Origin of the sequence: Streptomyces sp. MH60, from assembly GCF_002939385.1 — a bacterium.
Classification (GTDB): domain Bacteria; phylum Actinomycetota; class Actinomycetes; order Streptomycetales; family Streptomycetaceae; genus Streptomyces.
The window spans coordinates 67,462-89,870 of record NZ_MULI01000015.1; the positions used below are offsets into that span (position 1 = coordinate 67,462).

General features: G+C 73.1%; 16 protein-coding genes and 1 pseudogene. 8 read left to right on the forward strand and 9 right to left on the reverse strand.

The annotated features are described in order from the left end of the window. Positions 1–114: 114 nt before the first annotated feature. The 3 genes and pseudogenes from BZZ08_RS12985 to BZZ08_RS12995 all read right to left on the reverse strand — a co-directional run. Positions 115–1,134, reverse strand: a complete 1,020-nt coding sequence (locus tag BZZ08_RS12985; RefSeq protein WP_104632343.1) for an alpha/beta hydrolase — start codon at positions 1,132–1,134, stop codon at positions 115–117. Positions 1,135–1,209: 75 nt separating this feature from the next. Beyond that, complete coding sequence (locus BZZ08_RS12990) at positions 1,210–2,850, reverse strand: phosphodiester glycosidase family protein (RefSeq protein ID WP_104632344.1); 1,641 nt, start codon at positions 2,848–2,850, stop codon at positions 1,210–1,212. A gap of 186 nt (positions 2,851–3,036) precedes the next feature. Then, positions 3,037–3,156, reverse strand: a pseudogene (locus BZZ08_RS12995) (SAM-dependent methyltransferase); the annotation flags it as partial. A gap of 180 nt (positions 3,157–3,336) precedes the next feature. On the opposite strand from BZZ08_RS12995, the gene BZZ08_RS13000 reads away from it, so the two are divergent. The 6 genes from BZZ08_RS13000 (at position 3,337) to BZZ08_RS13025 (ending at position 11,667) form a co-directional block, all read left to right on the forward strand. Then, positions 3,337–3,855 (forward strand): hypothetical protein, encoded by a 519-nt coding sequence (locus BZZ08_RS13000; protein ID WP_198601446.1) that lies wholly within the window; start codon positions 3,337–3,339, stop codon positions 3,853–3,855. After that, positions 3,855–5,258 carry a hypothetical protein gene (locus tag BZZ08_RS13005; protein ID WP_104632345.1) on the forward strand — a complete coding sequence of 468 codons (1,404 nt, stop codon included), beginning with the start codon at positions 3,855–3,857 and terminating at the stop codon, positions 5,256–5,258. Before BZZ08_RS13000 ends, BZZ08_RS13005 begins: the two co-directional genes overlap by 1 nt. Further along, positions 5,255–6,694, forward strand: coding sequence for a vWA domain-containing protein (locus tag BZZ08_RS13010; protein WP_104632346.1), 1,440 nt, complete (start codon positions 5,255–5,257; stop codon positions 6,692–6,694). The genes BZZ08_RS13005 and BZZ08_RS13010 overlap by 4 nt, the downstream gene beginning before the upstream one ends. A 20-nt stretch (positions 6,695–6,714) precedes the next feature. Further along, a complete protein-coding gene (locus BZZ08_RS13015) occupies positions 6,715–7,839 on the forward strand; it encodes an ATP-binding protein (RefSeq protein WP_104632347.1) in 1,125 nt (374 codons plus the stop codon). After that, on the forward strand, positions 7,836–10,706 hold the full coding sequence (locus tag BZZ08_RS13020; protein WP_104632348.1) for a hypothetical protein: 2,871 nt from the start codon (positions 7,836–7,838) through the stop codon (positions 10,704–10,706). Before BZZ08_RS13015 ends, BZZ08_RS13020 begins: the two co-directional genes overlap by 4 nt. Positions 10,707–10,848: 142 nt before the next feature. Beyond that, positions 10,849–11,667, forward strand: coding sequence for an SAM-dependent methyltransferase (locus BZZ08_RS13025; protein ID WP_198601447.1), 819 nt, complete (start codon positions 10,849–10,851; stop codon positions 11,665–11,667). A 62-nt stretch (positions 11,668–11,729) separates the two neighbouring features. Here the strand turns inward: BZZ08_RS13025 and BZZ08_RS13030 are convergent, their stop codons facing one another. The 4 genes from BZZ08_RS13030 to BZZ08_RS13045 are packed head-to-tail and all read right to left on the reverse strand — an operon-like array spanning position 11,730 to position 16,380. Next, the gene (locus BZZ08_RS13030; RefSeq protein ID WP_104632350.1) at positions 11,730–13,088 is read right to left on the reverse strand and encodes a GH1 family beta-glucosidase; all 1,359 of its coding nucleotides are present in this window, start codon (positions 13,086–13,088) and stop codon (positions 11,730–11,732) included. Between the two features lie 44 nt (positions 13,089–13,132). After that, a complete protein-coding gene (locus BZZ08_RS13035; RefSeq protein WP_104632351.1) occupies positions 13,133–13,972 on the reverse strand; it encodes a carbohydrate ABC transporter permease in 840 nt (279 codons plus the stop codon). A gap of 7 nt (positions 13,973–13,979) precedes the next feature. Continuing rightward, positions 13,980–15,008 (reverse strand): carbohydrate ABC transporter permease, encoded by a 1,029-nt coding sequence (locus BZZ08_RS13040; RefSeq protein WP_104632352.1) that lies wholly within the window; start codon positions 15,006–15,008, stop codon positions 13,980–13,982. A gap of 55 nt (positions 15,009–15,063) precedes the next feature. After that, entirely contained in the window at positions 15,064–16,380 is a 1,317-nt protein-coding gene (locus BZZ08_RS13045; protein ID WP_104632353.1) for an ABC transporter substrate-binding protein, read from the reverse strand. A 175-nt stretch (positions 16,381–16,555) separates the two neighbouring features. Here BZZ08_RS13045 and BZZ08_RS13050 point away from each other — a divergent pair, with 175 nt between their 5' ends. Both BZZ08_RS13050 and BZZ08_RS13055 read left to right on the forward strand, forming a co-directional pair. After that, positions 16,556–17,872 (forward strand): ROK family protein, encoded by a 1,317-nt coding sequence (locus tag BZZ08_RS13050; protein WP_104632354.1) that lies wholly within the window; start codon positions 16,556–16,558, stop codon positions 17,870–17,872. A gap of 91 nt (positions 17,873–17,963) precedes the next feature. Then, positions 17,964–18,617: a TetR/AcrR family transcriptional regulator gene (locus BZZ08_RS13055; protein WP_104632355.1), complete on the forward strand. Its 654-nt coding sequence runs from the start codon at positions 17,964–17,966 to the stop codon at positions 18,615–18,617. A gap of 19 nt (positions 18,618–18,636) precedes the next feature. Here the strand turns inward: BZZ08_RS13055 and BZZ08_RS13060 are convergent, their stop codons facing one another. Beyond that, a complete protein-coding gene (locus BZZ08_RS13060) occupies positions 18,637–19,677 on the reverse strand; it encodes a LacI family DNA-binding transcriptional regulator (protein ID WP_104632356.1) in 1,041 nt (346 codons plus the stop codon). A 56-nt stretch (positions 19,678–19,733) separates the two neighbouring features. Beyond that, positions 19,734–22,397 (reverse strand): glycoside hydrolase family 3 C-terminal domain-containing protein, encoded by a 2,664-nt coding sequence (locus BZZ08_RS13065; RefSeq protein WP_104632357.1) that lies wholly within the window; start codon positions 22,395–22,397, stop codon positions 19,734–19,736. Positions 22,398–22,409: the final 12 nt, after the last annotated feature.

A 22,409-nucleotide genomic window follows, 5' to 3' on the forward strand; every position in this document is an offset into this window, starting at 1 on the left:
CTACCCGACCACTCCTGCCCCGTTTCCCCGCCGGGCGGCATCCGCCGTACCCGCCGTCGCCCGCATGGCCCCCTCACTGGTCCGGGCCACCGACATCGACGGAGGGGATCCCGGTCAGCGGTCCGTTGCCAGCGCCTTCAGCAGCATCGGCAGTGACGCGTGCAGCTCCCGTTCCCAGTAGGCCCAGCCGTGGGTCCCCGGGCCGTAGAAGTTGGTCGTCACGTGCCTCGCGCCCACACGCTTCAGTTCCGCCGCGAGCGCGTGGTTCTGGCGGTTGAAGTCGGCCTCCAGGGCGCTCGTGACGCCCGGTGGGTCCAGTGGTCCTGTGGTGCCGTCGCCGCAGGACAGGTAGACCGGGATCGACCTGAGCCGCTTGGCGAGGTGGAAGGGGTCGTGGGCCTGCCAGATCCGGCGTTGGGCGACCGGGTCGCCCCAGACGCGGAGCGGGTCGTTGTTCTGGCCGGCGAAGAAGCCCATGATGCGGTCGACCGACTCGTCGTTCAGGAGGGGGTGGGCGGAGCCGGAGAACGCCGCCGTGGCCTTGAACATCCCCGGGTGCCTGGCGGCGTACAGCAGGGCGCCCTGGCCGCCCATCGACAGGCCGGCGACCACGCGGTCAGAGCCCGCGCCCCAGTCGCGTTCGAGGAGGTGGCGCAGTTCCTTGGTGTGGAAGGTCTCCCATGCCGGGTCGCCGCCGTCGCCGTAATTCCACCAGTCGCTGTACCAGCCGTTCCAGCCCGCCTCGGGCATCACGACCAGGACGTCGCGCAGGCTGTCCGTCTCCGCCACGTCCGTCAGGCTCGTCCACGACGTGTAGTCGCCGCAGCAGCCGTGCAGGAGCCAGAGGGTGGGCCAGTGCTGCCGGTGGCGCCGGTCGTGCGGGTTCCAGCCGTCGGGGGTGAGCAGGCGGACGTTGACCGTTCGTCCGCCCAGGGCCGTCGACCGTACCGACAGGTCGACCTGGCGGTCCGCGACCTGGGTGACGGCGACGACCTCCGCGCCGGGACGGGTGGTCCCGCCCTTCCCGGCGGCCAGCGCCGGGGCGGTCGGTGTGAGGGTGGCCAGCAGTACGGCGAGGACGAGGAGGAGTCTCACCCGCAGCGGGCTCAGGACGGTGGGCACGTTCGCGAACACGGCGGCTCCCTGGGTGGGTTGCTGTTCGACGCGCGGTGGTGCGGGGTCGTGCGGCGGGCGGTGAGGGGCGCGGGGTCAGGTGCCGTTTCGGGGCGGCAGGACCAACAGGGCGTCGCCGACGGGGCGTTCGCCCGTGGCGTCGGACGGGGAGTTGAGTACGGCGCCGTCGGCCACCATCGTCGTCGAGCCTCCGCCGTCCAGGTTGACCGCGTCGCGCAGACCGAGTGACCTGGCGACCTCGGCGCTCTCCCCGATGCTGAGTCCGAGGGAGTCCGTGCCGCGTCCGTCGGCGGTGACGAGGACGGTGCGGCCCGCGGCGTCCACCCCGGCCAGGGTGCGCGGGTTGCGCTTGTGGACCCAGCCGTAGTACCAGCTCGGGTCGTCGGGGTGCACCATGCCGTCGGTGGCGGGGGTGACGTGGATACGGCCGTCGCGGACCAGTTCCGGGCCGGCGTTGACGATGTCGGTGCGGGAGGACGGGGAGATCCGGCGACCGCGGGCGTCCAGCAGGGTCGCGCTGACGCGCAGGCGGTCGCCCACGTGGGCCAGGGCGGTCAGGTCGGCGACGCGGTCGCCCGTGGCCTGGACGGAGCTGCCGCCCGGAGGAATCGTTCCGCCGCGCGGTGAGCGCAGTCGCACGACCCGGTCGTGGGCGTCCAGTACCGCTTCCACGCCCTCTCCCCCGGGTGTCCGGCCGCCGTAGTCCGGGGTGAAGGCGACCAGTTCGTCGGGGTTGGTGCAGGTGACGTCGTGCAGCGGGCGCGAGGTCGGGGTGTCGCCCTCGGTGCCGCCGCAGTTCCTGATCAGGCCGGGTACGCGGTTGATGCCGTTGAGGGTGAGGGAGGAGGTGCCGGTGGTGATCCGGCCCTGCCAGGTGAGGCGGGTGATCTCCGTGCGGCGGCCGTTGTCGTGGAGGACGAGGCCGGGGCGCCCGGCGACCGGTTCGCTCAGCAGGCGTCCGTCGTAGACGCCCACTCCGGCCGGGTCGCCCGGTGCGCCCGCCTTGGGGTCGAGGACGAAGAATCCGGCGTTGACCGCGGCGGTCGCGGCGGCCGACGCCGAGAGAGCGGTGGTCGTCTCGCGCCTCTCCAGGTCCGGGCCGTACGACGCGTTCAGGGTGCCGCGGAACGTGCGCGGGTCGATGGTGAGTACGTCGACGTGCCACGGGCCGCGGTCCGTCGCCTCGCCGTCCCAGCCGGTGTAGACGGCCGATCCGGTGTGGCCCGCCGCTCTCAGGCGGGTGCGTTCGGCCGTCGCGGCGGTCTGCGAGTCGAAGCGTCCGACACGGACCCGCCAGCCGAGGGTGCCGCCCGTGTAGTCGGCCGTTGCGGGTGTCCTCACCTCCTCCACCCGGGGTTCGAAGCCGTCCCGCCGCAGTTCGGCGGCGAGTTCGTCGGCGCTCACCCGGTCCTTGAGGGCCGTCGGCGGTGCGTCGGGGTCCGGGGAGCCGTCGCCGCCGGGGATGGACAGCTCGACGGTCCAGTGGAGCGCCGGGGCGTCCGCGTTGCCGCGCGCGATGCGGGTGAGGGTGACGCCCGGCTGGAGGGTGGTCGTGGTGCGTGTCTCGGGGAGGTCGGCGGGCCCCAGGGGGAGCACGTGCCGGGCCGGCGAGGGGTGGCCGCCCGGGTACGGGGACGCCGCTGCGGCCGGTGGAAGGGCGGCCAGTGTCGTGAGGACACCGAGAACGGCACCCGTGGCACACAGTCTCTTCTTCATCCGTCGTCCCGCCTCACGCCGCCCACGGACACCGACCGACCCGTGCTGCGCACAAGTATCGGCCGGTTCCGGCTCGCGTCAAGGCGGCCTGGGGAGGCGGCGGTTCCTCCGGGGCCGCACCCCGGTCCGGCTCAGGGGACCCGCGCCAGGCCCACGTGGAACCCGCTGGGTTCCCGCACCGGTGCGGTTGGGTTCGGTGGGGATGCCGGTGCCGATGTCCAGGAACCGGTCGACGCCGTTCTTCGCCGGCCAGGCCGCCGCGCGGAGCATGAACGCCCGGTTGCGGGCGGCGTTGCCCCGGGCCTCCTGTGTCGACGCGGGGTCTGGGTGTACCGGCGGTCACAGGACACTCCTCCGTACGCGGAACGGCACCGTCGGGGCGCCGGCCCATCCGGACTCGGCCCAGGTCACCGGACGTTGTCAGTGGTCGCCGATAGGTTCGATCTCGTTCCGCCGAGGTGGCGTGAACGCCCCCCTTTCGCATGCATGGGAGATGGTGCGTTGTCCGTCTGGGAGAAGTCGAGCACGGTGCGTGTGGTGCCGTCCGCGCGGCCGCGCAAGCTCGCCAAGGTGCCGTTCGTGGAGCTGGCCGACGGGCGGTTGCAGGGTGTGGTGTCCAGTGGGTCGGACATCGGGCGGGTGTACGTGTCCTCGGTCGCGTCGTCGTCCTACGCCTTCTCGTGCAGCACCAACAACAACCGTCCCTGCGGCGGGGCGCGCGGCTCGTTCTGCAACCACATCCGCGCCCTCGTCGGCGAGGCCGTGCTGCAGTACGGCGCCGAGCGCGTGGCCCGCTACCTGAAGGTGGAGGCGGGGGACGCCGCCGACGCGCAGGCCCTCGCCCACGCCATGACGGCGACGCGGCCCGGGGCGGCGGACGCCTCGGCCGCGGCCCAGGTGTTCAGCCGGTTCCTGCGGCAGCTCGCCTATCTCGAACTGACCCCCAGCACCGCGCCGTTGCCCGAGATGCACTGGTTCCCGACGACCGGGGCGGTGGCCGCCTGATGCGCGCCGACCTGCTGCTCGATGACGTCGAAGGGCTCGACGAGGCCCTCGCGGCCGTGGACGGGTTCGACGCGGTGCTCGTCGGGGGTCTGCTCCGTCCGCGACCCGCGCAGGCGGATGGGCTCTCGGGGCTCGCCGACGCCGTCGCCGGGACGCCGCTGGCCTCGCGGGTCGCCGAGGCCGCCGAGAAGACGTCCGCCGGGGGCGGAGACGAGGGGCACTTCGTCGCGCTCGCCGCCGCGCGTACCGCGCTGCTCGGGTCCGTTCACGATGCCCTGGTGGCGCGGGTGGACGAGGTCACCGGCCGCCCCGTCGCCGATACGGCGGCCGCCGCGCCGGGTGCCGGCGAGGACCGGCCGGGGAACCTGCTCGTCGCCGCGCGCGGTTGGCTGTGCGATCTGGCCCGGGCCGGCTGGCAGGGCATCGACCACGAACTCGTGGGCGGGGCCGCGCCCGTCGTCTCCGCGATGCTGCCGGACCCGGCACTGCGTCGGCTCGCGACGCTGCTCGACGGGTTCGCCGCCGAGCTGGCCGCCTGCTGTCCCGGGGCGGCCCTGGAGCGGGTGCCGGTGCGCCGCTGGGCCGATCTGTGGACGCGTGCCCTGTTGCTGACCCTACCGGGGGCGGCGTCCGCGCCCGCCGTGGACGCGGTCAGCGGGCGGCTGCTGCCGCTCGGCGTCGACGTCCACGAGCACGCCACCGCCGTACAGGCGCAGGTGCACGCGGTGTTCGAGCCCGCGGACGGGGGCGCGTCCCGGCTGGTGCGGGCCTCGGTGTCCGCTCCGAAGCCGGACACGATCCTCGGGGCCGGGCTGTGGCAGTTGCTGCGGCCGCACATGTCGCTGCTGGCGGCGGTGGGCGAGGGCCGCGTCGTCGAGCTCGACGCGATGCCGCTCACCGCCGAGGGCGACCTGCTGTGGGACGACGCCCGGGCCCGCGCGGGTGAGCCCGCCGACGCGTTCACCACCGCCCGGGTGGCCCTGCCCACCGCCGCCGCGGGCGCCGTGTCGCCGCTGGACCGGCATCCGGCCCGGATCGCGGTGCCCGTCCTGGTGGAGGGGTACGGGGTGGCGGATGCGGAAGAGGTGGCGGGCGAGGTCGTTCTCGACGTCGCCGGGTGCCGGCTGCGGGTCGACACGGACCGGATACCGGCCGCCGGGCCGCTCACCCCCGAGGCCGTGGCGTCGTCCGGCGCCTGCCTGGGACTGCTGCGCTGGGACGCCGGGAGGTTCCTGCTCCAGCCGCTGGCCGTCGAGCGGACGGTACGCAAGAAGCCCGTCGCCGTGCATGCGGGGGCCTGGGCCGGGGGGACCACGGACAAGGCCGGGGTGCGGGCCGAGAAGGCCGCCACCGACGCCGTCACCGTGCTCCGCGAGCGCGCCGGAAGGCTGCTGCGGAAATGACCCACCGACCCCACGCCGAAGAACACGGTGCCGGTCCCCGGAGCGATGCCCACGACAACCGCCGTCAGGTCCTCTACTGGCGCCTGCTGGCCCGGCTCTTCGACCCCGAGGAGCAGGCCGCGCTGGAGTCCGCGAGCCTCGCCGTCGTCGAGGACATCGGCCTGCCCTCCGCGCTGCTCGAACCCGGCGCCTCCGTCGACTCCGTCGTCCAGCGGCATCCGGAACTGGCCGCCGAGTTCGAGGGGCTGATGGTGCCCGAGCCGGAGGGGGACGACGCGCGGGACCGGGCCGCCGAGGTGCGGCGGGCCGCGCTCGTGTCCAAGGTGCTGGTGAACGTCTTCGCGACCGGCTCCGGCAACGTGACCGCCGAGCGGCTGGCCCGCTGGCAGTCCGACGCGGACTGGCTGGAGCGCGCCCTCGGCTGCCGGCCGGGTGAGCTGCGCGGCGGACGGGGGCCCGCGGGCGGGACGGGCCGCTCCGGCGGCGGTGTCGGTCCCACGGGCACCGGCGTCGGCGGGCCTGCTCCGGACCTCAGTCGTCTCGTGCCCGCGATCGGTCCCGAACTCGGCTCGATCGAGGCCGACCTCGTCAAGCGGATGCACCTGCGCGAGGTGCTGGCCGACCCCGCGCTCGCCGCGCGGCTGACGCCGAGCATGTCGCTGATGGAGCAGTTGCTGCGCGACAAGGACAACCTCTCCGGTGTCGCGCTGGCCAACGCCAAGGCGCTCATCCGCCGTTACGTCGACGAGGTCACCGAGGTGCTGCGCACCCAGGTGGAGAAGTCCACGGTCGGCGACCTCGACCGGTCCGTGCCGCCCAAGCGCGTCTTCCGCAACCTCGACATCGACCGCACCATCTGGAAGAACCTCACCAACTGGAGCCCGGAGGAGGAGCGGCTCTACGTCGACCGCCTCTACTACCGGCACACCAGCCGCAAGACGACGCCCCAGCGGCTCGTCGTGGTCGTGGACCAGTCGGGCTCCATGGTCGACTCGATGGTCAACTGCACCATCCTGGCGTCCGTATTCGCCGGGCTGCCGAAGGTGGACGTGCACCTCATCGCGTACGACACCCAGGCGCTGGACCTGACTCCCTGGGCGCACGACCCGTTCGAAACGCTGCTGCGCACCAAGCTCGGCGGCGGCACCGACGGCACGGTCGCCATGGCACTCGCCCAGCCGAAGATCGCCGAGCCGCGCAACACCGTGGTGGTGTGGATCTCCGACTTCTACGAGTGGCGGCACCAGGAGCTGTTCGACTCCATGGCCGCCGTCCACCGCTCGGGCGCGAAGTTCATCCCCGTCGGGTCGGTGACCAGCTCGGGGCGCGGCAGCGTCAACCCGTGGTTCCGGGAGCGGTTCAAGGACCTCGGCACGCCGGTGATCTCCGGCCACATCAAGAAGCTCGTGCACGAACTCAAGACGTTCCTCACCTGATCACCGAAAGGTCTCCCCTCATGTCCGACCTGCTGCGCGCACCCGCCGAGATCAAGTACGCCGAGGAGCTCGACTGGCTGGAGTCGATCGACGACGGACCCAAGCCGTTCTCGTGGCGTCTGTCGCCGAAGATGGTCCGTCTGTTCATCCTGGGTTCCGAGCGTTCCGACGGGCTGGACCGGGAGGTGTCGCAGAAGTGGTTCGGTGACCGCAGCTTCGTCGAGCGGTCCATCGTCACCCTCGCCTCCGACCGCGGGCTGCTGCTCATCGGCGACCCGGGGACCGGCAAGAGCTGGCTGGCCGAGCTGCTGTCCGCCGCGATCAGCCGCAACTCCACGCTGGTGGTGCAGGGCACCGCCGGCACCACCGAGGACCACATCAAGTACTCGTGGAACGTCTCCATGGTCATCGCCAAGGGGCAGTCCCGGGAGTCGATGATCCCCTCGCCGATCATGACCGCGATGGAGGCCGGTTCCATCGGCCGCTTCGAGGAGCTGACCAGGTCCACGAGTGATGTGCAGGACGCGCTGATCTCGATCCTCTCCGAGAAGTACATCTCCGTTCCCGAACTGGAGAGCGGTGGCGGCGACGACAACATCGTCTTCGCCAGGCCGGGTTTCTCGGTCATCGCCACGGCCAACAGCCGCGACCGGGGTGTCAACGACCTGTCCTCCGCCCTCAAGCGGCGCTTCAACTTCGTGCGGATCCCCGTCGTGACGAACAAGAAGAGCGAGGCGGAGATCGTCCGCTTCCGCACCGAGGAGCTGCTGCGCCGGCACTCGATCGACCTGGAGGTGCCGCCGACCCTGCTCGACGTGCTGTTGCAGAGCTTCGCCGACCTGCGTCAGTCGGCCGCCGCGGCCGGCAGCGACGACGAGCGGCTGGAGTCGGCGCTGTCGACGGCCGAGCAGATCGGCGTGCTGGAGGACGCCGTGCTGCACAGCAACTTCTTCGGCGAGAGCGCCCTGACCGCCCGCACCCTCGCCTCCTCGCTCGTCGGCTCCCTCACCCGGCGCGAGCCCGAGGACCTCGCCATCTTCAACAAGTACCTGCACGGTGTGGTCGAGCCGCGCAGCAAGGAGCAGGGCGGCTCCTGGCCCGAGTTCCTGGAGGGCGGCCGCGACGCGATCGCCACGCTGTCATGAGCGGGGGCCGGGAGAGCACCTCGTTCGCCGCGCTCCGCGGGCAGCTCCAGGAGGCCGCCGCGACGTTGGCGGGCGGGCCCGACGCCCTGGAGGGCATCCTCCTCGGCCTGGTCGACGACGTCGACCGTGCGGTGCGCGAGCCGCTGGAGATCTTCCCCGTCTGCCACCACTCCCCCTCCTCGGCCACCGCCATGGCCCGCCGGCTGCGCGAGAAGCAGCCCAAGGTCGTGTATCTGGAGCTGTGCGAGGACCTGGCGCCGCTCCTGGCCGAGCTGCGCAACTGCAGACTGCCGGTGGCGGTGCAGGCGTTCGCCGGTGACGTGGACGGCTTCCCGCAGGAGTGGGCCCCGCTGTCGGTCGTCGCGCCGATCACCGAGGCGTCCGCCGAGTACCAGGCCATCGCCTACGCGCTGGACACGCCGGGGGTGGAGCTGGTCCTCGTCGACCGGTCCTCGGACCACGTCTTCCAGTGGGACGGGCGGCGCGAGGAGGCGGCGCCGGACGAGGGGGAAACCGCCCAGGGTGCCCAGGAGGACTCCCGGGTGCCCGAGGCAGGTCTGCACGGTGAGGCGGTCGGCGTCGAGATCGGTGACCTGCGGCCGCGCTTCGCCGAGCTGGAGGAGCACCTGCTGCGCCACGGCAAGGTGCGGCACTGGTCGGAGTGGTGGCACCAGTACGTGGAGGTGCCGCTCGGCGACAGCAGCGGGGACGCCGCCGTCGACCACGACACCTACCGCCAGGTCATGTTCCTCGTCGGCGGTCTGTTCCGGCGGCTGGCGCCCGGCGACGGGGCCCGGGTCCGCGTGGACGAGGACCGCGAGCGGTACATGTGGACCCGGATGCGCGAGCACCTCGACGCGACCGGCACCGATCCGGCGGACTGCCTGTACGTGTGCGGGGCCTTCCACGCGGCCAGCCGGGTCGAGGAGTTCGGCGTGCGGGGCAGGACGGGCACCTTCACCATCTCCCCGCGCACCGCCACCTCCTGGCAGTACGGGCTGATCCCGTCCAGCCACGCGGCGATCGAGGCACAGTTCGGCCTGGCCGCGGGTTCGGTGTCGATCGCGTCGACGGAGTGGGCGAAGAGCCTGAAGCGGACCCGGGTCAAGCCGTACCGGCTGGCGGGCCAGGCGGGGGCGAAGAAGCCCACCGCCAAGAAGGCGGTGACGAGGAAGGCCGCCGCGGGCCCGGCGGCGCCGGTCGCCGCACCGGCCGCCGCCGACCGGCTCTCGGGCTTCCTGCGCCGGCCGCCCGTGCTGGACTCGCTGGACGAGGCGGAGCTGCTGGGCTGGTCGGTGGACATCGTGCGCGCGGCCCGGCGCAGCGGCTATCTCGCCTCCACCGCCGACGCCGTCGCGGTCTTCGAGACGTCGATCCTGCTGGCCGGTATGCGGGACCGGGCGAAGCCCACGCCGTACGACTTCCAGGACGCGGCGGTCACCTGTATCGAGAAGGACGTCGTGCCGGGGCGGCGGGACGTGCGGCGCCTGGTCGAGATCATGATGGGCGGCGACCGGATCGGCCAGGTCGGCTACGAGGCGCTGCCGCCGCTCGCCCGTGACGTGCACGACCGGCTGGAGCCGCTCGGGCTGCGGCTCCAGCAGCGCGGTGTGCGGCGGGCGCTGCTGGACATGGCGTCCCGGCCGGAGCTGCGGGCCTGCTCCGACGTGCTGTGGATGCTGCGGCGGCTGCTGCCGCACGGTGCTGCCCGGCCCATCATGGGTGAGCGGCGGCTCGGTGAGCGGTCGATCCAGGAGTCGTGGGACCTCGCGCTCGGCACCCACCAGCGGGCGCTGATCGAGCTGGGCTACGAGGGGGTCAGCATCGAGCAGGTCCTGGAGCAGCGGCTGCGGCGGGACGCCTACGGCCCCGGAGCGACGACGGCGAAGGTGCTGGCCGCGGTGGAGGACGCCACCCTGTACCTCGGCAGCCGCCGTCTCGCCGACGAACTGGGCACGCACGCGCTGAAGGTGCTGGCCGCCGAGCGCGGGGTCGACGGCGCGCCGGAGGTGCTGCGCCGGGTGCGCGCGCTGCTCGCGTACTACCGGACGAGCGAGCCGGTGCTGCCGTCGTGGATCGAGTCGTTCGTCAAGTCCGGTTACGCCCACTACTGCACGCTGCTGCCGACGGCGTTCCGGGACGAGGACGCGACGGTCGGGCAGGTCGCGGCGATGCTCGGCTTCCTGTTCAGCATGGAGGGTCTCGCGCTGTCGCTGGGCTGCGACCGGACCCAGCTGGAGCTGGCGGTCGGGCAGTCACACCCCGAGGACCCGTCGAAGACGGCCCTGCTGTGGGCGGCGCAGGTGCAGCTCGGCACCCTGTCGCGGGCCGAACTGCGGAGCAGGTGCGACGCGTTGCTGGCCGACCCGCTGGTGGTCCCCGCCTATCCGCGCTACCTCAGCGGTTTCGTGCACGCGCTGGAACCCGTGCCGGGGCTGGCGGACGTGGTGGTGGAGGCGGTGTCGAACGCCTTCGCGCGGTTGCCGGACGCGGTGCTGCTGCCGTGGCTGCCGCTGCTCATCACGACACTGCGGGCGAACGCCGCGGAGCTGGCTCCGCTGCTGATCCGCGAGGCGGGCCGGATCTTCCCGGGGCGGCTCGCGGCGCTGGACGCCTGGGTGCCGCCGTGGCGGACGCCCCCGGTCGCGCCGGGCGCCCGTCGGGCGGACCTCGGGGGCCACGCACCGAGGGGCGCGGCCCTGCTGCCGTTGCATCCGGCGGCCTGCGACGCGGTGGCCGGCCTGCTCGGGTGCGACGACGGGTGGACCAGGGACAGCAGCGGCCCCTCGGGGCGCGGCGGCTCCGTGCTGACGGTCCGTCACCCCGAGCCGGCGCAGGCGTGGGAGGCCGTACTGGCGCGGGGCTGACGGCGCACGGCGGGTTCCGGCCCGGCCGGGCCCGCCGAGTCCTCGCTCCCGTGCCAAGATGATGTTCCGACAGGCACTCCCCCGGGTGCTCACCGCGCTTGTGCCGTGGGTGGCCCACGAGTTGAGGACGGAGTCAGGCCGCATGACCTCCCTGAGCAGTGGCGAGAGCGCCGCCCACCCCGACCGGATCGACACGAGCAAGCCCCATCCCGCCCGCATGTACGACTACTTCCTCGGCGGGAAGGACAACTACGAGGTCGACCAGCGGGCCGCCGAGCAGTTCATGAAGGCGGCGCCCGAGGTCCGCGAGGGGGTCCTCGCCAACCGGCACTTCATGCACCGCGCGGTGCGGCACGTGGTGGCCGAGGGTGGTGTCCGCCAGATACTCGACGTGGGCACGGGCCTGCCCACCGAGCCCAACGTGCACCAGATCGCGCGGGCCGTCGCCCCCGGGACCCGGGTCGCGTACGTCGACAACGACCCCATCGTGGCCACCCATTCCAGGGCCCTGTCGGACGATCCGGACACCGCCGTCGTCCTGGCCGACCTGCGCGATCCCCGCGCGATCCTGGACCACCCCGAGGTGCGGGCGGTCATCGACTTCGACCGGCCGGTGGCACTGCTGCTGGTGGCCGTCGTGCACTTCATCGCCGACGCGCAGGACCCTGCGGGCATCGTCGCCACGCTCCGCGACGCGCTGCCGGCCGGCTCCTACCTGGTGCTCTCGCACGCGACGGGTGATGTGCACGAGGACCGGCGCGAGGACGCGGCGGCCGTCTACAACAAGGCCACCGCCTCCCTCAACCTGCGCTCGCACGCGGCGGTCCTCGACCTGTTCGGCGACTTCTCGATGGTCGAACCGGGGCTGGTCCGGGTCACCGACTGGCGTCCGGAGGGGACACGGCGCCCCGACGCCCCGCCGATCGGCATCTACGGCGGAGTGGCGCGCAAGGGCGTCTGACGCGCGGGGGACGGGCGGCCGTGGTGGGCGCGGACTCCCGCGTCCGCGCCCACCACGGGGACTCAGGCGGCCTTGCGCTCCCGCCCCCGGGCCCGGCCGATGAGGTCGGCGTAGTGGTGTCCGCTGCCCTTGACGGTGCGGACCTGTGTCGCGTAGTCGACGTGGACCAGACCGAAGCGCTTGTCGTAGCCGTACGCCCACTCGAAGTTGTCCAGCAGCGACCAGGCGAAGTAGCCGGCCAGCGGGGCTCCCCTGCGGGCGGCGGACGCGCAGGCCGCGAGGTGGGCCGTCAGGTACTCCTGGCGCTCGGGGTCGTCGATCGTGCCGTCGGGGCGGACCACGTCGGGGAAGCAGGAGCCGTTCTCGGTGACGTACAGCTTGCGTGCCCCGTAGTCCTCGGTCAGGCGCAGCAGCAGGTCCTCGATGCCGCCGGCGTCGATCTCCCAGTCCATGCCGGTGCGCGGAACGCCGACGCGGCGGACGGTGCGGACGTGCGGGGCGGGCCCGGTGGGGTCGGCGGCGACGGTCTGGGGGAAGTAGTAGTTCAGGCCCAGCCAGTCCAGTTCGGCGCCGATGACCTTCATGTCGCCGGGCTGCTCCGGAAGTTCGACGCCGTAGACCTCGCGCATGTCCGCGGGGAAGCCCCGGCCGTGGACCGGGTCCAGCCACCAGCGGTTGGTGTGGCCGTCCATGCGGCGGGCGGCGGCCAGGTCCTCGTCGCGGTCGGTGGCGGCGTGGATGGTGGAGAGGTTGTTGACGATGCCCACCTGGGCGTTCGGGGCCGCCGCGCGGATGGCCTCCATCGCCAGGCCGTGGCCGAGGAGCAGGTGGTAGGAGGCGCGGACGGCCGCCGTCAGGTCGGTCAAGCCGGGGGCCATCTTGCCCTCCAGGTGGCCGATCCAGGCCGAGCACAGCGGCTCGTTGAGGGTGGCCCAGTGGCCGACGCGGTCGCCGAGGCGTTCGGCGACGACGGAGGCGTACGAGGCGAAGTGCTCGGCGGTGGCGCGCTCGGGCCAGCCGCCGCGGTCCTGGAGCACCTGCGGCAGGTCCCAGTGGTAGAGGGTGACGGACGGGGTGATGCCGGCGGCCAGCAGGTCGTCGACGAGCCGGTCGTAGAAGGCCAGGCCCTTGGCGTTGACCGGGCCGTCGCCGCCCGGCAGGACGCGCGGCCAGGCGACGGAGAGGCGGTAGGCGTTGGTGCCCAGCCGCCGCATCAGCTCGATGTCCTCGTGGGTGCGGTGGTAGTGGTCGCAGGCGACGTCGCCGTGGTCGTTGTTGTCGATCTTCCCGGGGGTGTGCGAGAAGGTGTCCCAGATCGACGGCGAACGTCCGTCCTCCGCCACGGCTCCCTCGATCTGGTACGCCGATGTGGCCGTGCCCCACAGGAAGTCGTCCGGGAGTGCGGCGAAGTCGATGGTCACGAAGGTCCTTTCGGGTTGGGGAAGGGTGCGCGCGGGGACGGCGGTCACTTGACGGCTCCGGCCGTCAGACCCGCCACGAGGTAGCGCTGGAGGAGCAGGAAGCCCGCGACCACGGGGACGCTCACGACCAGCGAGGCGGCCATGATCTGGTTCCAGTACACGTCGTTCTGCGTGGAGTAGCCCTGGAGGCCGACGGCGAGGGTGCGGGTGGCGTCGTTGGTCATGACGGAGGCGAACAGGACTTCGCCCCAGGCGGTCATGAAGGCGTAGACGGCGACCGCGACGATGCCGGGGATCGCGGCGGGTACGACGACCTTGAACAGGGCGCGCAGCGGGCCGCAGCCGTCCACGAGGGCCGCCTCGTCCAGGTCGCGGGGGACCGAGTCGAAGTAGCCGATCAGCATCCAGATGGAGAAGGGCAGGGAGAAGGTCAGGTAGGTGAGGATGAGGCCGCCGCGGGAACCGAACAGGGCGATGCCGGTGGTGTTGCCGATGTTGACGTAGATCAGGAACAGGGGCAGCAGGAAGAGGATGCCCGGGAACATCTGCGTGGACAGCACGGTCACCGAGAAGACGCGCTTGCCGCGGAACTCGTAGCGGCTGACGGCGTAGGCGGCGAACACGGCGATGACGACGGAGCAGACGGTCGCCGCGCCCGCCACGATCAGCGAGTTCGCGAAGTACTTGGCCAGCGGGACCGTCGACCAGATGTCGATGTAGGGGCGGACGGTCAGGTTGCTCGGAAGCCAGTGGAACTGGCTGGAGACGTCCTCGAGCGGCTTCAGCGAACTGGAGACCATGACGTACACCGGCAGCAGGACGAAGCCGGTGAGCAGGGTGAGGAAGACGCGGCGGGTCCACATGAAGGAGCGCGGCGCCGCCATCGGGGACCTAGACATCGGCCGTCTTCCTCTCCTGGGCGCTGCGGCGCACCCGCGTGGTCCTGGAGGTCAGGAACAGGTACACGCCCGTCACCAGCAGCAGGAACAGCAGCAGCAGGACCGACATCGCGGAGCCGGCGCCGAAGTTCCAGGTGACGAACGACGACTGGTAGATGTGGATGGAGATCAGGTCGGCGGCCTCCGGCGCGGCCTTGCCGAACAGGACGAACGGTGTGTTGAAGTCGTTGAACGTCCACAGGAACAGCACCAGGACGAGGACCTGGTTGACGGGACGCAGCGACGGCAGGGTGATGCGGCGGATCTGCTGCCAGACGCCGGCGCCGTCCAGGGCGGCGGCCTCGTACAGCTCCTTGGGGATGTTCTGCAGTCCGGCCATGACGATCAGGAAGGCGAACGGCCAGCCCTTCCAGACCGACACCACGAGCAGCGCGACGAAGCTGTTGTCGCCGATCAGCCAGAAGGACGGCTTGTCGGTGAGGCCGAGCTGGTCGTGCAGGACGTGGTTCACCAGACCGTTGTCGTGCTGGAACATGAACGCCCAGGTGATGACGGCCGCGTAGACCGGCAGGGCGTACGGCACCAGGAAGATCGCGCGGAGCAGGCCCCGGCCGCGGAAGGCGTCCTGCATGCAGATCGCGGCGGCGGTGCCGATCAGCCAGCACAGACCGACGGAGAGGACCGTGAACGCGCAGGTGACGAGGAAGGAGTGGAGCAGTGCCTCGCCGACGGGGGCGTCGAAGTCCATCGACATGGTGAAGTTGTCGAGGCCGGTCCACGGGGCGGTGGTCCAGTCGCGGATGTAGAACTGGGTGAGCTCCTTGAAGCTCATCACGATGCCGATGACCATCGGCACCAGGTGGACGAGGAGTTCGAGCAGCAGGGCCGGCAGGAGCAGCAGGTAGGGCAGGCCGATGCGGCGGATCCGCCCGGGACGGCGGCGGGGTCCGCGCGCCGTCCCGGGGGAGCTCTCGCCGGCCGCCCGCTCGCCGGGCCGCGCCGAGGCGGTCGTGGTGGTCATGGCTGGGTCCGTGTCCGTGTCGGAGTCGGTGGGGCTTGGACGAAGGTCGAGGTGCTCACTTGTTGGGCATCTGCTGCTGTGCCTTGGCGAGCTTCTCCTTGACGGACTCGGTGGTCACCTCGCGGCCGGCCGCGGCGTCGGCGAACAGTTCCTTGACGGCGGTGCCGACCGCGGTCTCGAACTGCGACTCGTCGGGCACCTGGGGCAGCGCGGCGGCGCTGGTGGCGAGGGTCTCGCGCAGCACGGCGGTGGCCTGGGTGTTGAACGCCGGGTCGCTCTGGGCGGCCTTGACCGGCGGGATGGAGCCGTAGGCCTTGTTGAGGAGCTTCTGCTCGGCGTCGCTCGTCATGAACTTCACGAACTTCGTGGCGCCGTCGACGTTGTCGCTGTTCTTGAAGACGGCCATATTGATGCCGGCGACCATGGAGTTGGTGGCCTGGCCGGCGCCGGGGATGCCGGAGGGGACGGGGGCGGGGGCGACGCCCCACTCGTCGTCCTTCATGCCCATCGTCTTGAAGGTGGCGGAGGCGGTCTGCCACAGCACCATCGCGGTCTTGCCCTTGGCGAAGTCGCTCAGGGACTGGTTCTGCGCGTACTCGGCGTTGCCCGGCGCGATGACTTTGTCCTGGGCCATCAGGTCGACGTACTGCTTGACGGCGGCGACGGCGCCGTCCGAGGTGAAGTCGGGCTTGCCGTCGGCGGTGAAGAAGTCGGCGCCGTGCTGCTTGGCGAGGACGAAGACCTGGTGGATGTTGTTGGACAGGTTGGAGCCCTCGGCGCCGAGGCCCCACTTGCCGCCCCTGGAGATCTTCTCGCCGGTCGCGACCAACTCGTCCCAGGTGGCCGGGGGCTTGGTGATACCGGCGTCGGCGAACATCTGCTTGTTGTAGTAGAGCGCGTACGCCATCGAGTACAGCGGGACCGCGGCGGGGTCCTGCCCCTCGACGCCGGTCGAGCCGAGCGCGGAGTCGACGAAGCGGTCCTTGCCGCCGATCTTGTCGAAGTTCTTCGCGTCCCAGGGCAGCAGGGCGCCGGTGGCCTGGAGGGAGGCGCTCCAGGTGTTGCCGATGTTCAGGACGTCGGGGCCCTGTCCCGAGGTGGTGGCGGTGAGGATCCGGTTCAGCAGGTCGGACCAGGGCACGACCTCCAGCTTGACCTTGATGCCGGTCTGCTTCTCGAACTTGTCGAGTTCGGGCTGGAGGACCTTCTTGTCGACCTCGACGCTGGCGCCCTGGTTGGACGCCCAGTAGGTGAGTTCCTTCGGCGAGTCGTTGGATCCGCCGCCCGAGGAGGAGCCCCCTCCGCAGGCCGTGGCGGCGAGTGCGAGAGACAGGGTGACGGCGCCTACGGCCGCGGCTCGGATGCTGCGCATGGCTCCTGGGTTCCTTCCGGGAGTCGGTCGGGAAGTCCCGACGGCGGCTTCGGCTGTTTCCTTCCGAAGCCCCTCATGGCTTAATTTAGGACGTGAGTTAAACCCCGAGAGAAAGACTCGTCAAGGTCTCGCGCAGGGTCGGCGGCCGCGCGAGGGCACGGAAGGAAGGGTCCGGATGGCCAGGCACGGCGGGCGTACGGTCCGTGACCTGCGGCGGGAGAGCCGCAGCGCCGTTCTGCAACGGTTGTATTTCGACGGGCCGATGAGCCGGCTCGCCCTGGGCTCGGCGGCGGGCCTGAGTTCGGGCTCCGTCAGCAACGTGGTGGCCGAGCTGATGGCCGACGGGCTGGTGGAGGAGGCGGGCAGCCTCGGCGCGGACGGCGGCCGGCCGCGCACCCTCGTCCGGGTCGCGGCGGACCGGGGGCGCCTCGTCGGGGTCGATGTCGGCGAGACCCGCGTACGCGTGGAGCTGTTCGACCTGTCGATGTCCGAACTGGCCCGCGCCGAGCGCGCGTTGCCCGGCCACGGGTCGCGCTCCTACGACGTCGGCGTGGTCGCCGGGCACATCCTGGACGGCGTCGCGGAGGTGCTCGCCGCCGACGGCCCCGCACCGGGCCCCGGCGAGCTGCTGGGCGTCGGCATCGGTGTCCCCGGCATCGTCGAGCGCACCGCCGAGGGCACCGTGGTGCACGGCCAGACCGTCGGCTGGGACGCGGTCCCGCTGGAGGCGCTGCTGCGCCGCCCGGCACGACTGCCCCCGCACGTGCCGCTGTTCATCGAGAACGGCGCCAGGACGCTGGGACAGGCCGAGATGTGGTTCGGCGGCGGGCGCGGCGCGCACAACGCCGTGGTGGTGCTCTTCGGCTCCGGGGTCGGCGCGTGCGTCGTCACCGACGAGGTGGAGCAGGGGCGTGCGGTGGAGTGGGGGCATCTGACGGTACGGGTGCGGGGGCGCCGCTGCCGGTGCGGTGCGCGGGGGTGCCTGGAGGCGTACGCCGGTGCGGAGGCGCTGCTCGCGCGGTGGCGGGAGGCGGGCGGTGAGCCGCCGCCCGGCGCCGACGAGGAGGCCGCGCTGACCGCCATGCTGTCCGCGGCCCGGCCCGGGGACGGGGGCGCGCCGGACCCGGTGGCGGCGCGGGTGCTCGCGGAGACCGCGGAGTACCTGGGCGCGGGACTGGCCGACCTGGTCAACCTCTTCCAGCCCGAGCGGATCCTGGTGGGCGGCTGGGCCGGACTCCAACTCGGCCCCGCCTTCCTGGAGTCGGTACGCGCCCACACCCTGGCCCACGCCCTGCGGTACCCCGCCGGACGGGTGGGCATCGCGCTGGGCCGCCTCGGCCCCGACGCGGTGACGGTGGGCGCCGCGATCCTGCCGCTGGCGGCGTTCTTCGCCCGCGGCGGCAGGCGCCTGCCGGTCGACTCCCCCGCGCCGGTCCCGGCGTGGCGGGCGGCGCTCGGGGGGAGGCTGGCGGGGCACTGGGGCGGGGGATGACGGGGTGCGTGCGGCGCGTGCAGCGGCGGGTGCGTGGACTAGGCTGGGCCGACCGGGAGGGGCGGGCGAGAGCGACAGGGAGAGCGGCGAGATGGCAGGCCGAAGGCGTTGGTCGACCGAGCAGATCCTGGACGCGGCGGCGGAGCTGCTGCTCGCGGGCGACGCCGAGACGTTCAGCGTGCGCAAGCTCGCGGCGGCGCTGGGGACCGACTCCTCCAGCCTCTACCGGCACTTCCGCAACAAGACGGAGCTGTTGCGGGCGGTCGCCGACCGGATCCTGCTGTCCGCCATGGACGGTTACCGGCCCGAGGGCGACTGGAAGCAGCGCCTCACCGCCGTGGCCCTGCGCCTGCGTGACGCCTTCGGGCAGCAGCCTCAACTCGCCGCCGTCTGGGGCCGCCACGGGTCGGGCGGCACGGGTTCCCGGCTGATGATGGAAGAGGTGCTGCAGGCCCTGCGCGCCTCGGGGCTGCCCGACGAGGAGATCCCGGCGCGCTACCACCGGCTCGTGATCCTGATCGCCTCGCTGGTCACCGCCGAGGGCGGTTTCGGTGCCGTCGGCGCCGAGGAGCACGAGCAGGGCATGGAGCAGTTCCGGGTCGCGGTCCTGGGCGCCGATCCCGAGCGCTTCCCCGCCCTGGCCCACTTCGCCCGCGAGATCCGCCCGCTCGGTGCGGAACGGGGCGCCGCCTTCGAGGAGATCCTCGCCGCCCACCTCGACCACATCGAGGCCGCGCTCCCCTGACCCTGGCGGGGCCCACGCGCTACGCCGAGTCCCGTACCACCAGTTCCGGGTCGAAGATCACCGACGTGGGTTCGGTGCGCGCGCCCCTGATGTGATCGTCCAGGAGCCGTGCCATCGTCGCCGCCATCTCCTCCACCGGCTGCCGTACGGTGGTCAGCCGGGGCCGGCAGGTGACGGCCACGCTGGAGTCGTCGAAGCCGACGACCGCGACGTCCTGGGGCACCCGGCGGCCGTGGTCGCGCAGCACCTGGACGGCGCCCTGGGCCATCAGGTCGTTGGCGGTGAACACGCCGTCGGTGTCGGGGTGTTCGGCGAGCAGTGAGGTCATCGCGGCCATGCCGCTGTCCACGGTGAAGCCGCCCTCGGCCACCGGCACGTAGGGGTGCCCGTGGCGGGCGAGGGTGTCGCGGAAGCCTGCCAGGCGCTCCTGGCTGGCCGCGACCGCCAGCGGGCCCGCGACGGTGGCTATCCGGCGGCACCCCCGCTCCAGCAGGTGCTCGGCGGCGAGCCGGCCGCCGTCGCGGTGGGCCAGGTCGACGTAGCTGAGCGGCACCGGGCGGCCCGGCCGCGCGAACAGCACCGCCGGCAGTCCGGCGCCGGCGAGCAGGGCGGGCAGCGGGTCGTCGGGGTGCGTGGACACCACCAGCGCACCGTCCGCGCCGCCCTGCCTGAGGTAGGCCACGACCTCCTGCCGGGCCTCGGGCGTCTCGGCGAACATCACCACCGGATGCATCCTGCGCGGCCTCAGATGTCCGACCACGCCGCCGACGACACGGCCGAAGAACGGGTCGGCGAACACCCGCGTGGCGAACGCGTTCTGCTCCGAGTCCGAGGCGTCGCCCGCGCCCGAGACGACCAGGGCGACGGTCGTCGTGCGCCGGGTGACCAGCTGCCTGGCGGCCTGGTTGGGCGCGTACCCGGTCCGTTCGATGGCCCGGCGGACCACGTCCTGGATGGCCGGGTCCACGTTGCGGACGCCGTTGACCACCCGCGAGACGGTGGCCCGGGAGACGCCGGCCTCCCGGGCCACGTCCTCCAGGGTCGGGGCCTGTCTGCTCATCCCCGCACCTTAACCGGCGGGGTCAGGCGCGTGGTAGAGCGCTCTCCACCGCTGCCTCACGCCGGAGGCGGGTGCACCACCTCCAGGTCCGCGACCAGCGGCACGTCCCCCGCCGACCTCCCGGCCAGCACCCGGCAGGGCCCCGGCTCGGTGCGCCAGGCGTGCTCTGCCACCGACCAGTGGCACAGCGACCGTGCCGGGACCCGTACCGTCGCCGTCACCGTCTCCCCCGGGCGCGCCCGCACCGCCGCGTACCCGGCGAGCCACCGCGCGGGCCGGTCGAACGCCGACGCGGGCCGGGCCAGGTACACCTGTACGACCTCCCGGCCCTCCCGGGCACCGGTGTTGCGCACCCGCACGCGCACGGTGAGGTCGTCGCCCGCGCGGGCCACCGGCGGGACGGTCAGCGCCTCGTACGTCCACGTGGTGTAGCCGAGCCCGTGACCGAACCAGTAGGCGGGCGTGCGGTGGTGGCGCAGCCAGCCCCGGTGGCCGAGGTGCAGGCCCTCGTCGTAGTCGAGGCGGCCACCGTCGGGGCGGGTGCGGGTGACCGGGGCGTCGGCGAGGGCGGCCGGCCAGGTGGTGGGCAGCCGTCCGCCCGGCTCGGCCCGGCCGAAGAGCACGTCGGCGAGGCCGGCGCCGCCCTCCTGCCCGGGGAACCAGGCCAGCAGCACCGCGGCCGTCTCCTCCCGCCAGGGCAGCTCCACCGGTCCACCGCTGTTGACGACGGCGACGGTGCGCGGGTTGGCGGCCGCGACGGCGCGGACCAGCGCGTCCTGGGTGGCGCCGAGAGCCAGGCTCGTACGGTCGTAGCCCTCCGACTCCCCGTGCTCGGTGGTGCCGACGACCACGATCGCGGCGTCCGCCGCACTCGCCGTGCGGGCGGCCTCGGACAGCGATGCGGTCACGTCCGGGGCGGGCGGCGCCGCGACGACGACGGTGGCCCGGCCGGTGCCGGGGGCCAGCTCGCGGCGGGCCACCAGCAGGGCGTCCCGGCCGACGGCGAGGTCGGCGGTGGCGTACTGGGCGGGCGGGTTGACGTGCACCACCGCCGGGTCGTCGGTCAGGGGCGGGAAGTCGCCCTCCAGGAGGGTGCGTCCGTCCAGGGCCAGGCTCATCCGGCCGAAGCCGGCCACGCCGAGGGTCCAGGAGCCGCCGGTGCGAGGGCTGAGCCGGGCGCGGATCTCGACGGTGTGCGCGCCCGGCACCAGGCGGGGCTCCAGCAGCCGCCCGCCATGACGCCGTTCGGCGTACAGCTCGCGGCCGTCCGCGTCCAGCATCCGCAGCAGCACGCCGGGCAGTCCGGAACGCGGGTCGGTGCAGGTGTCCTGGTCCAGTGGGGGCGCGGGGCCGTCCGGCCGGGGCCCCGGGACGTGGACGACACGGGCCCGGCCGCGCAGGGCGGCACGGATGCCGTCCAGGACGGACACCTCGCCCCGCGGGAAGACGCCCGCGCTCCCGCCGCCCTGGGTACGGGTCCGCACGGCGTGCGTGCCGATCACGGCGATCGTCCCGAGGCGCTCGGGGTCGAAGGGCAGGACGCCTCTGTTGGCCAGCAGGACGGTACCCGCGGCGACGACACGGCGGGCCAGGTCCCGGGCGTCGCGGGTCCGTGACGGGCCCGGGGCGGACGGCTCGGGGGCGGACGGCTCCGCGCCGTGCGCCGAACCCCGGCCCGGGGAGCCCCCCGAGCCATACGCCGCGACCGCGCCCTCGCCCTCGCCCGCAGAGCCCTCCACACCGGTTGACGAAGCCTGCCCCGACGCGTCCTCCGCGCCGGGCAGTAGACGCGGGTCCTGAGGTGGGCCCTGTGCGCCGGACGCCCTGCCCGGGGTCTCCGGTCGGGGCGCGGCGCACTCGTCCAGCGCGTCCAGCCAGGCCGCGAGCCGCAGCAGGCACCGCGCCTTGTCGTCGACGGCCGCCTCGGGCACCTCGCCGTCGGCCACCGCCCGTGCCAGCGCCTCGCCCCAGGGGCCGTCGGGCCCCGGCATGGCGAGGTCGAGACCGGCGCGGGCGGTGTCGACGGTGCCGCGCACCGCGCCCCAGTCGGACACGACGACGCCGTCGAAGCCCCACTCGCTCTTCAGCGGATCGGTGAGCAGGGCGTTCGCGGTCATGGTGGTGCCGTTGACCGCGTTGTACCCCGCCATGACGAGCCGGACCCCCGCGGCCACCGCCGCCTCGAACGGGGCGAGGTAGACCTCCCGCAGCGCCCGCTCGCCCACCCGCACGTCGACGGCGAGGCGGTCGGTCTCGGAGTCGTTGGCCACGTAGTGCTTGGCGGTGGCGGCCACACCGTGGGCCTGGACACCGCGGACGAGCGCGGCGCCGATGCGGCCGGTCAGCTCGGGGTCCTCGGAGAGGCACTCGAAGTGCCGGCCGCCCAGCGGGCTGCGGTGCAGGTTGAGGGTGGGGGCGAGGAGGACGTCCACGCCCTTGCGCCGTGCCTCGGCGGCGAGCAGGCCGCCGAGGCGTTCGACCAGTGCCTCGTCCCAGGTGGCGGCGAGCGCCGAGGCCGACGGCAGCAGGACGGAGGTGTTCCGCTCGTCCCAGGCCTCGCCCCGTACGCCCGCCGGACCGTCCGACATCACCAACTCCCGCAGCCCCACGGCTGGTTCCGCCCGGGTGCGCCAGGTCGTGGCGCCGCCGAGCAGCAATGCGCGGGCGCGTGGTGTCAGCTTGTCGAGCAGCCGGTCGATCTCTTCGTCACTCGTCCCCACCCGGGTCCCCCC

What these genes read in the sequence shown, in the direction of transcription:
- BZZ08_RS12990 (WP_104632344.1), bottom strand. Translation starts at nt 2,850, where the DNA reads ATGAAGAAGAGACTGTGTGCCACGGGTGCCGTTCTCGGTGTCCTCACG.
- BZZ08_RS13000 (WP_198601446.1), top strand. Translation starts at nt 3,337, where the DNA reads ATGGGAGATGGTGCGTTGTCCGTCTGGGAGAAGTCGAGCACGGTGCGT.
- BZZ08_RS13005 (WP_104632345.1), top strand. Translation starts at nt 3,855, where the DNA reads ATGCGCGCCGACCTGCTGCTCGATGACGTCGAAGGGCTCGACGAGGCC.
- BZZ08_RS13010 (WP_104632346.1), top strand. Translation starts at nt 5,255, where the DNA reads ATGACCCACCGACCCCACGCCGAAGAACACGGTGCCGGTCCCCGGAGC.
- BZZ08_RS13015 (WP_104632347.1), top strand. Translation starts at nt 6,715, where the DNA reads ATGTCCGACCTGCTGCGCGCACCCGCCGAGATCAAGTACGCCGAGGAG.
- BZZ08_RS13020 (WP_104632348.1), top strand. Translation starts at nt 7,836, where the DNA reads ATGAGCGGGGGCCGGGAGAGCACCTCGTTCGCCGCGCTCCGCGGGCAG.
- BZZ08_RS13025 (WP_198601447.1), top strand. Translation starts at nt 10,849, where the DNA reads ATGACCTCCCTGAGCAGTGGCGAGAGCGCCGCCCACCCCGACCGGATC.
- BZZ08_RS13035 (WP_104632351.1), bottom strand. Translation starts at nt 13,972, where the DNA reads ATGGCGGCGCCGCGCTCCTTCATGTGGACCCGCCGCGTCTTCCTCACC.
- BZZ08_RS13040 (WP_104632352.1), bottom strand. Translation starts at nt 15,008, where the DNA reads ATGACCACCACGACCGCCTCGGCGCGGCCCGGCGAGCGGGCGGCCGGC.
- BZZ08_RS13045 (WP_104632353.1), bottom strand. Translation starts at nt 16,380, where the DNA reads ATGCGCAGCATCCGAGCCGCGGCCGTAGGCGCCGTCACCCTGTCTCTC.
- BZZ08_RS13050 (WP_104632354.1), top strand. Translation starts at nt 16,556, where the DNA reads ATGGCCAGGCACGGCGGGCGTACGGTCCGTGACCTGCGGCGGGAGAGC.
- BZZ08_RS13055 (WP_104632355.1), top strand. Translation starts at nt 17,964, where the DNA reads ATGGCAGGCCGAAGGCGTTGGTCGACCGAGCAGATCCTGGACGCGGCG.
- BZZ08_RS13060 (WP_104632356.1), bottom strand. Translation starts at nt 19,677, where the DNA reads ATGAGCAGACAGGCCCCGACCCTGGAGGACGTGGCCCGGGAGGCCGGC.